The organism is Clostridium sp. K04, from assembly GCF_019734375.1.
GTDB lineage: Bacteria > Bacillota > Clostridia > Clostridiales > Clostridiaceae > Clostridium > Clostridium saudiense.
Map to the genome: position 1 here is coordinate 86,647 of NZ_JAASHD010000008.1, position 7,086 is coordinate 93,732.

General features: G+C 28.0%; 6 protein-coding genes. 5 read left to right on the plus strand and 1 reads right to left on the minus strand.

The annotated features are described in order from the left end of the window. Nucleotides 1–319 precede the first annotated feature (319 nt). On the plus strand, nucleotides 320–1,453 hold the full coding sequence (locus HCG70_RS05215; RefSeq protein WP_042397570.1) for a M20 family metallopeptidase: 1,134 nt from the start codon (nucleotides 320–322) through the stop codon (nucleotides 1,451–1,453). A gap of 140 nt (nucleotides 1,454–1,593) precedes the next feature. Beyond that, nucleotides 1,594–2,517 carry a hypothetical protein gene (locus HCG70_RS05220; protein WP_221697536.1) on the plus strand — a complete coding sequence of 308 codons (924 nt, stop codon included), beginning with the start codon at nucleotides 1,594–1,596 and terminating at the stop codon, nucleotides 2,515–2,517. Nucleotides 2,518–3,132: 615 nt separating this feature from the next. Here HCG70_RS05220 and HCG70_RS05225 read toward each other — a convergent pair. Then, nucleotides 3,133–4,215, minus strand: a complete 1,083-nt coding sequence (locus HCG70_RS05225) for a PRK06851 family protein (protein ID WP_042397561.1) — start codon at nucleotides 4,213–4,215, stop codon at nucleotides 3,133–3,135. A 363-nt stretch (nucleotides 4,216–4,578) separates the two neighbouring features. On the opposite strand from HCG70_RS05225, the gene HCG70_RS05230 reads away from it, so the two are divergent. The 3 genes from HCG70_RS05230 (at nucleotide 4,579) to HCG70_RS05240 (ending at nucleotide 6,935) form a co-directional block, all read left to right on the plus strand. Then, nucleotides 4,579–5,427 carry a transporter substrate-binding domain-containing protein gene (locus HCG70_RS05230; RefSeq protein WP_042397558.1) on the plus strand — a complete coding sequence of 283 codons (849 nt, stop codon included), beginning with the start codon at nucleotides 4,579–4,581 and terminating at the stop codon, nucleotides 5,425–5,427. Nucleotides 5,428–5,545: 118 nt separating this feature from the next. Then, nucleotides 5,546–6,226, plus strand: a complete 681-nt coding sequence (locus tag HCG70_RS05235; RefSeq protein ID WP_221697537.1) for an amino acid ABC transporter permease — start codon at nucleotides 5,546–5,548, stop codon at nucleotides 6,224–6,226. Further along, nucleotides 6,213–6,935, plus strand: coding sequence for an amino acid ABC transporter ATP-binding protein (locus tag HCG70_RS05240; protein WP_042397552.1), 723 nt, complete (start codon nucleotides 6,213–6,215; stop codon nucleotides 6,933–6,935). Before HCG70_RS05235 ends, HCG70_RS05240 begins: the two co-directional genes overlap by 14 nt. Nucleotides 6,936–7,086 lie beyond the last annotated feature (151 nt).

The window sequence follows — 7,086 nt, forward strand, 5'->3', positions numbered from 1 at the left end:
TTAGTAATTAGGTTATCAGTTAGAATTAATGGTTAATAGCTAAGTTAGCTGGTTAAGAATTAATAGTTAAAAGTTAGATCAATATTTAAGAGTTGGTAAGTAATAGTAAATAGTTATTAGTTAGTAAGTAATAGTTAGGAATTATAAGTTTGTAGCTTATAATTTGTAGGTAGTAGTTTAAGAATAAATTCAATTAAACTGAATTTTAAAGGAATATTAGTAATAAGCTCCTAGAGGCTTTATATTCAAATACTAACCTAAAACTATTAATTACTAACTAAATTTCTTATTAATTTGTTTTACAAGGGAGGAAGAATAAATGAAGGAAAGAATATATAATGAAGGTCAATTAATTAAAGAAAAATTAGTAGAAATAAGTGATTACATATACAATAATCCAGAGCTAGGAAACGAAGAATATAAAGCTGTTGAAGCATTAACAACATTCTTAAAAGAGCATGGATTTGAAATAGAATGTCCTTATGCTGGGATGGAAACAGCATTTAAAGCTACTTTTGATAGTGGAAAACCAGGAAAAACAGTAGGATATTTATGTGAATATGATGCACTTCCTGAAATAGGACATGGATGTGGACATAACATGATAGGGCCTATATCTTCTGGAGCAGGAGTTGCATTAAGTAAAGTTTTATCTGAAATTGGTGGTAAAGTTATAGTTTATGGAACACCAGCAGAAGAAACAAATGGTGGAAAAGTTATTTTAACAGAAGCTGGAGCATTTGATGAATTAGATGCAGCAATGATAGTACACCCAGCAGGGGAAACAAGAGCAAGTGGATCAAGTAATGCACTATATGCAATTCAATTTACATACAAAGGTAAAACAGCTCATGCAGCAGCTTGTCCAGAGAAGGGAATAAATGCATTAAATAGTGTTATTCAATTATTCAATGGAATAGATGCACTTCGTCAACATGTAACTCCAGATGTAAAAATGCATGGAATAATTGTTAAGGGTGGAGTTGCTGCGAATATAGTTCCAGATGAAGCCGTAGCACAATTCTATTTAAGAGCAGAAACTAGAGAAAAAGTTTATGATGTTTTAGAAAAAGTTAAAAAGATTGCCGAAGGGGCAGCCTTAATGACTGGTGCAACTTTAGAAATGGATAGATATGAATTACCATATGATAACTTAAAAACTAATGAAACATTATCAGAAATGTTTAATGAAAACTTAAGAACATTAGGAATTACAGAAATAAATGCTCCAGAAAAGAGCTTAGCATCAAGTGATATAGGTAATGTGAGTCATGTTGCTCCAACAATTCATCCGTATATAGGGTTAACAGATTGTCCGCTATCAGGGCATACAACTAAAATGGCTGATACTACAACTACAGATAAGGCTCATGATAGATTATTAGTTGCAGCATTAGCATTAGCTTACACAGGGTATGATGTTATAGTTAAAAATGAAGATTTAAGAAAATAAATAGATTATGTTGATAAAAAGGGATGGTTATTTTTAAACCATCCCTTTTTATACTAAAAACTTTATTAAATGAATAAATTTTATAATAATGCGGTTTAGAACTTAAGTCATATGTTAATAATCATAACTGGTGATGAGTTATGAGAAATGCATATAAAAAATTAATTATAAATCAGAGAAGAAATAATAAAATTATAAATGAATTAAAAGTAGATAATATTGAGGATAAAAGTGAAAAATGCCCATATTGCGAATGTACTGAATTTATTAAGTTTGGAAGTTATAAAGGAATTCAAAGATATAGATGTAAGAATACAAAATGTGAAAAAACATTTACTAAGGAGAGCAATAATCCTTTTAGATGTTCTAAAAAATTTAAGGAGAACTGTGTAAAATACTATGATGTTTTTATTAATGGACTAACATTAAGGGAATGTGCTAAAGCATTAAATATTACTTTAGTAACGTCATTTTATTGGAGACATAGATTTTTACATGATTTAAAGATAAAAAATCATATTGAAAGAATAGATTCTTATGTAGAGTTTACTAAGCTAGTAACAACTGAGAATTTTAAAGGTAGTAGAAATATAAATACTAAAGAAAGAGATAAGATTGTAACTATTAATGGTGTAAATGATTCTATTAACATAATTTCAGTTATAGCTGGTAGAAGGTACTTTGGATTTAATGAAATAAAGAAAAAATTAATACAACGCATAGATGAGAAGGCATACATAGTTGGAATGATAGATGCAAGACTTGATTATTTTTGTAAAGTATTCATAGAAGTAAATAAGAGCAAGTTAAATGAGAAAATTGAGAAAAACACTCATAGAAAGTATTCTATTAAAGCTAAATTATGGCTAAAAAAATTTAGAGGTATTGCAAGTAAATACCTAAGTGATTATTTAAGTTTGAGGGCTTTTGAATATAAAAATAATGGTGAATATAAAAATTGTATACCAATTGAAGAAAGAATAAAATTTAAAATTAATTTAGGTGTAGAAATAAGTACGTATATTACATGGAATTCAATAAAACTAAAAGAATTAGAAGTATAAACTTAATTCTAAAAATAAAGTGTTGATATATAGTCAGAAAATGAGGGAGAATTTTTATTATATATTGTGATGATTAAGAAGCCACTATTCAAATTAGATAGTGGTTTAGTTGTGCTACTTAAAAGTTAAAAAAGGTTGCTTTTTCTAGATTATATATAAATGAAATTTATAGTCAGACATAAGATTATAGAGTAGCAGTTAAGTCCTATACGAATCTGTTATATCAAATTGTTGTTAACAACAATTTGATATAACAGATTCGTATAGGGATGAAAGACATATGATATACCCTTGAGATGAATTAGTGTAAAATGATTTATGTTATAGTGAATAAATAAAAATAAATAAAATGAATTTGCTTTGTAAAAATATACAAAATATGAGGTTTGATAAAAATTAAATATTAACTTATCAAATTATATTTTAATTCCAAAAAGAGAATAAGTTTTAATCGATGGAATGAAACAGGGAATATTAAAAATGTAGTATCATATTTTTGAGAAAAAAACATATTTAAATTATTGGATTATGGTTAGTAATTTAATTGGTTGTTAAGTAAAAAAAGTAAAAGGAGATTACATCAATATTTAATAACATTGATGTAATCTTTTTAATTTATTCGTATTTACTTAATTTCTTAATAACATTATCATAAATATCATTAGCAACAGAAAAATCCATTGCTTTAATATAATAACTTTCTAATTCGTCATGTAATATATGAGCATTATGGATTAAAGAAATACTCTTATTAACTAATTCATAGAATAAATTACTATTATATTTTATATCGTCAATTTTTGAAGATGGTAAATTAGATTTAGTGTAGTCAAATAAATTATATTCAATACCAGTATAATTAGCTTGGTTAATTTCATTATTGCTTATAATGCAGGTTGATAATTCAGGAATAAAAATATGCTCGATTCTTTCAGGAACAAAAGGATCATGCATATATTCAATAAAGAAACCTTTCTTTTGACCACTACTGCCTATAAATTTTAAAATATCAGTCTTACCAAAGCCAGGGCCACCTGTTAATACATATTTCTTTTTAAATTCACTACTAAGCTGATCAGCATAAGTAATTATTCCATCAGGTGTAATTGCAGTTGCGAAAAGATGACGTTCGCCGCCATATCCAATTTTATCAGACTTAAAGATATTATTTTTTAGGTTTTCGATAATATTAGAAATCTTATTAGAATCTAAAGATTCGTAATTTAGACTGCTCCAATCATCATGAATGCATTTAGCAGAGCCTAAATATCTATAAGCTCTTTTAAAGTTCTTACCAATTTCCTTGTTTAAAGAGATAATTTCTTTTTTGTTTTTAGAAAGTACATCCATATCTAAGGCATCACCCATATTAAGTATTTCATCTACAGCTCCAGGATTTATAGGATCAACAATGTGTGGAGATGTACCATCTAATAAAGCTATGTTTAATTCTTTAATTAAAACTCCATCTAAAGAATTCGGATCTGAAGAACAATGATGATATTCTATTGTATATCCTTTTTTGCTGAAATAAGCAGCAATTTTTTTCATAAGTTGAGATTTTCCAGTACCAGGGCCACCTTTTATACAAAGTATACGTTTTGCATCATCTTGAGAAAGTACATATCTATAAAATGAATAGAAGCCTTTAGAGGTGTTTCCACCAGGAAAGAGATGTCTCTCTTTTAGTGTTGTCATTAATTTCACTCCTAATAAAATTAAGTTATTCATAATATTTTATTCATGATGGATATAAAAATGGACAAATTTAATGAAATAATTTAATTTTAATATTATTGCTTGCTATTTTTGAAAGAAAATATAAATATATATGCAGAAGATATGTATAAAATATGTATAAAAAAATAAGGGAATTGTAGGAAAATATTATAAATTTCATAAATGTTATATAAATATTCATAAAAACTATAATATTTATGCATAAATATAAAAAAATATAAAAAAATCAAAAAGAGTGTTGCATAAATATGATAATGTGTTGTATAATTATACCGAGGTCAAGGAAAAGATTAACAATGAATAGTCGAGGGGGATTTAAATATGAAAAAAGGATTAATGAAAAAAGTGATAGCAGCAGTAATGTTAGGAGTAATGACTATGGGTTTTGTTGGATGTGGGGCATCAAGTAACAAAGCATCAGATAATAATAGCACTGACTTATTAGAAACAATACAAGAAAAAGGTAAATTAGTTGTAGGAATGAGCGCGGATTATGCACCATATGAATTCCACTACATAGATGAAAATGGAAAAGATGTTATTGGTGGATTTGATGTAGATATAGCTAATGAAATAGCTGATGCAATAGGGGTTGAATTAGTAATTCAAGAAATGGATTTTGATGCATTAGTATCAGCATTGCCAGCAGGAAAGGTTGATGTTGTAATTTCAGGAATGAATCCAACTGAAGAAAGAGCTAAAGTTGTAGATTTCTCAGATATCTATTATAACTCACAACATGGAATATTAGTAAGAACTGAAGATGCAGACAAGTATAAAACATTTGCTGATTTAGAAGGTGCAAAAGTTGGAGCACAACTAGGATCAACTCAAGAACAAATAGCAAAGGCAGAAATTCCAAATGCGGATTTACAATTACTAGCTAATGTTAATAATTTAATATTAGAATTGAAATCTGGAAAAGTTGATGCAATAGTAATGGAAAAGCCGGTTGCTGAAATGGCAGTTAAAAATAATCCAGATTTAGCAGTAGGTGAACCTACTTATGAAGAAAAAACTGGTGGTAATGCAGTAGGTGTTGCTAAAAATAATCCAGAATTATTAGCTAAAATAAATGAAGTTATAAATGAATTAAATGAATCAGGAAAGATGGACGATTATATATTAAAAGCAAATGAATTAGCTGCAAGTGCAGGAGTTGCTGAATAATAAATATAGAATTTAGTTATAGCAGTTTAGGGGATGTAACTATGTTCTCTAAACTGTTAAATAGTAAATTTTATTAATATATTACTATGAATAGTTGATATTGAGGGGGATGAAAAAAATGAATTTTGATTTTAGCTTCGTGCCAAATTATTTACCTTACTATTTTGAAGGGGTTAAATATACATTATTAATTTCGTTAATTACAGTATTTTTTGGAGCACTATTTGGATCTTTATTATTCTTTATGAAGACGTCAAACTTTCATATTTGGAATATAAAGCCTTTAAAGATAATAGCGGTTGTTTATATTGAAATAATTAGAGGAACACCAATGTTATTACAAATCTTAATTATGTATGCAGGATCTAAGATGTTCTTTGGAATAGATTTAAGTCCATTTACATCAGCAGTTATAGCAATTGCATTAAATTCAGCAGCATATGTATCAGAAATAGTAAGAGCTGGTATAGAAGCAGTGGACAAGGGTCAAATGGAAGCTGCAAGAAGTTTAGGAATGAAAAAGAGCACAGCAATGATGTTAATTGTAATACCACAAGCTGTTAAAAATATCTTACCTGCTATAGGTAATGAATTCGTTGCAATAATTAAGGAATCATCAATGGCTTCAATAATAGGTGTTAATGAATTAATGTTTGCAGGGAAAGTTGTTGTAGGTTCTACATATCTTGGATTAGAGCCATACATAGTAGCAGCAGTATTTTACTTTATTATGACATTTACATTAGGTAGAATTATATCTCTTATAGAAAGGAGAATGAAAAAAAGTGATTCACGTTAATAATCTTCATAAAAGTTTTGGAAAAAATGATGTTTTAAAAGGAATAAATGAGCATATAAAAAAAGGTGAGGTTGTAGTTGTAATAGGACCATCAGGATCAGGAAAAAGTACATTTTTAAGATGTTTAAACCTATTAGAAGAACCTACATCAGGAGAAATAGTATTTGAAGGAAATAGTATAACTGATAAAAAGGTTGATATAAATAAGATCAGAGAAAAGATGGGGATGGTATTCCAACAATTTAATTTATTCCCACATAAGACTGTATTAGAAAACTTAACAATAGCACCTATTAAGGTTAAGGGGATTAGTAAGGCTGAAGCAGAAAAGAAAGCATTTGAATTATTAGAGAGGGTTGGCCTAACTGATAAAGCAAAAGCTTATCCATCATCACTTTCAGGTGGACAAAAGCAAAGAATAGCAATAGCAAGAGCTTTAGCTATGGAGCCAGATGTTATGCTATTTGATGAGCCAACATCTGCATTAGATCCAGAAATGGTTGGTGAAGTATTAAGTGTTATGAAAGATCTTGCAAAAGATGGTATGACAATGGTAGTTGTTACTCATGAAATGGGATTTGCAAGAGAAGTTGGAGATAGAATTTTATTTATGGATGCAGGAAATATAGTTGAACAAGGAACTCCAGAAGAAATTTTCTCACATCCAAAAAACTCAAGAACAATAGACTTTTTATCAAAAGTATTATAATTTAGTTAAACTAGCTATATTAAAGGAAGATTTATATAATAAATTTTTCTTTGATATAGCTAGTATTTTTTTATTTATGATAAATTACAATATCAAGTGCAACACTAATTAATTGCAAAAAAAATAACCCATACGGGTACGTTCATGTTAA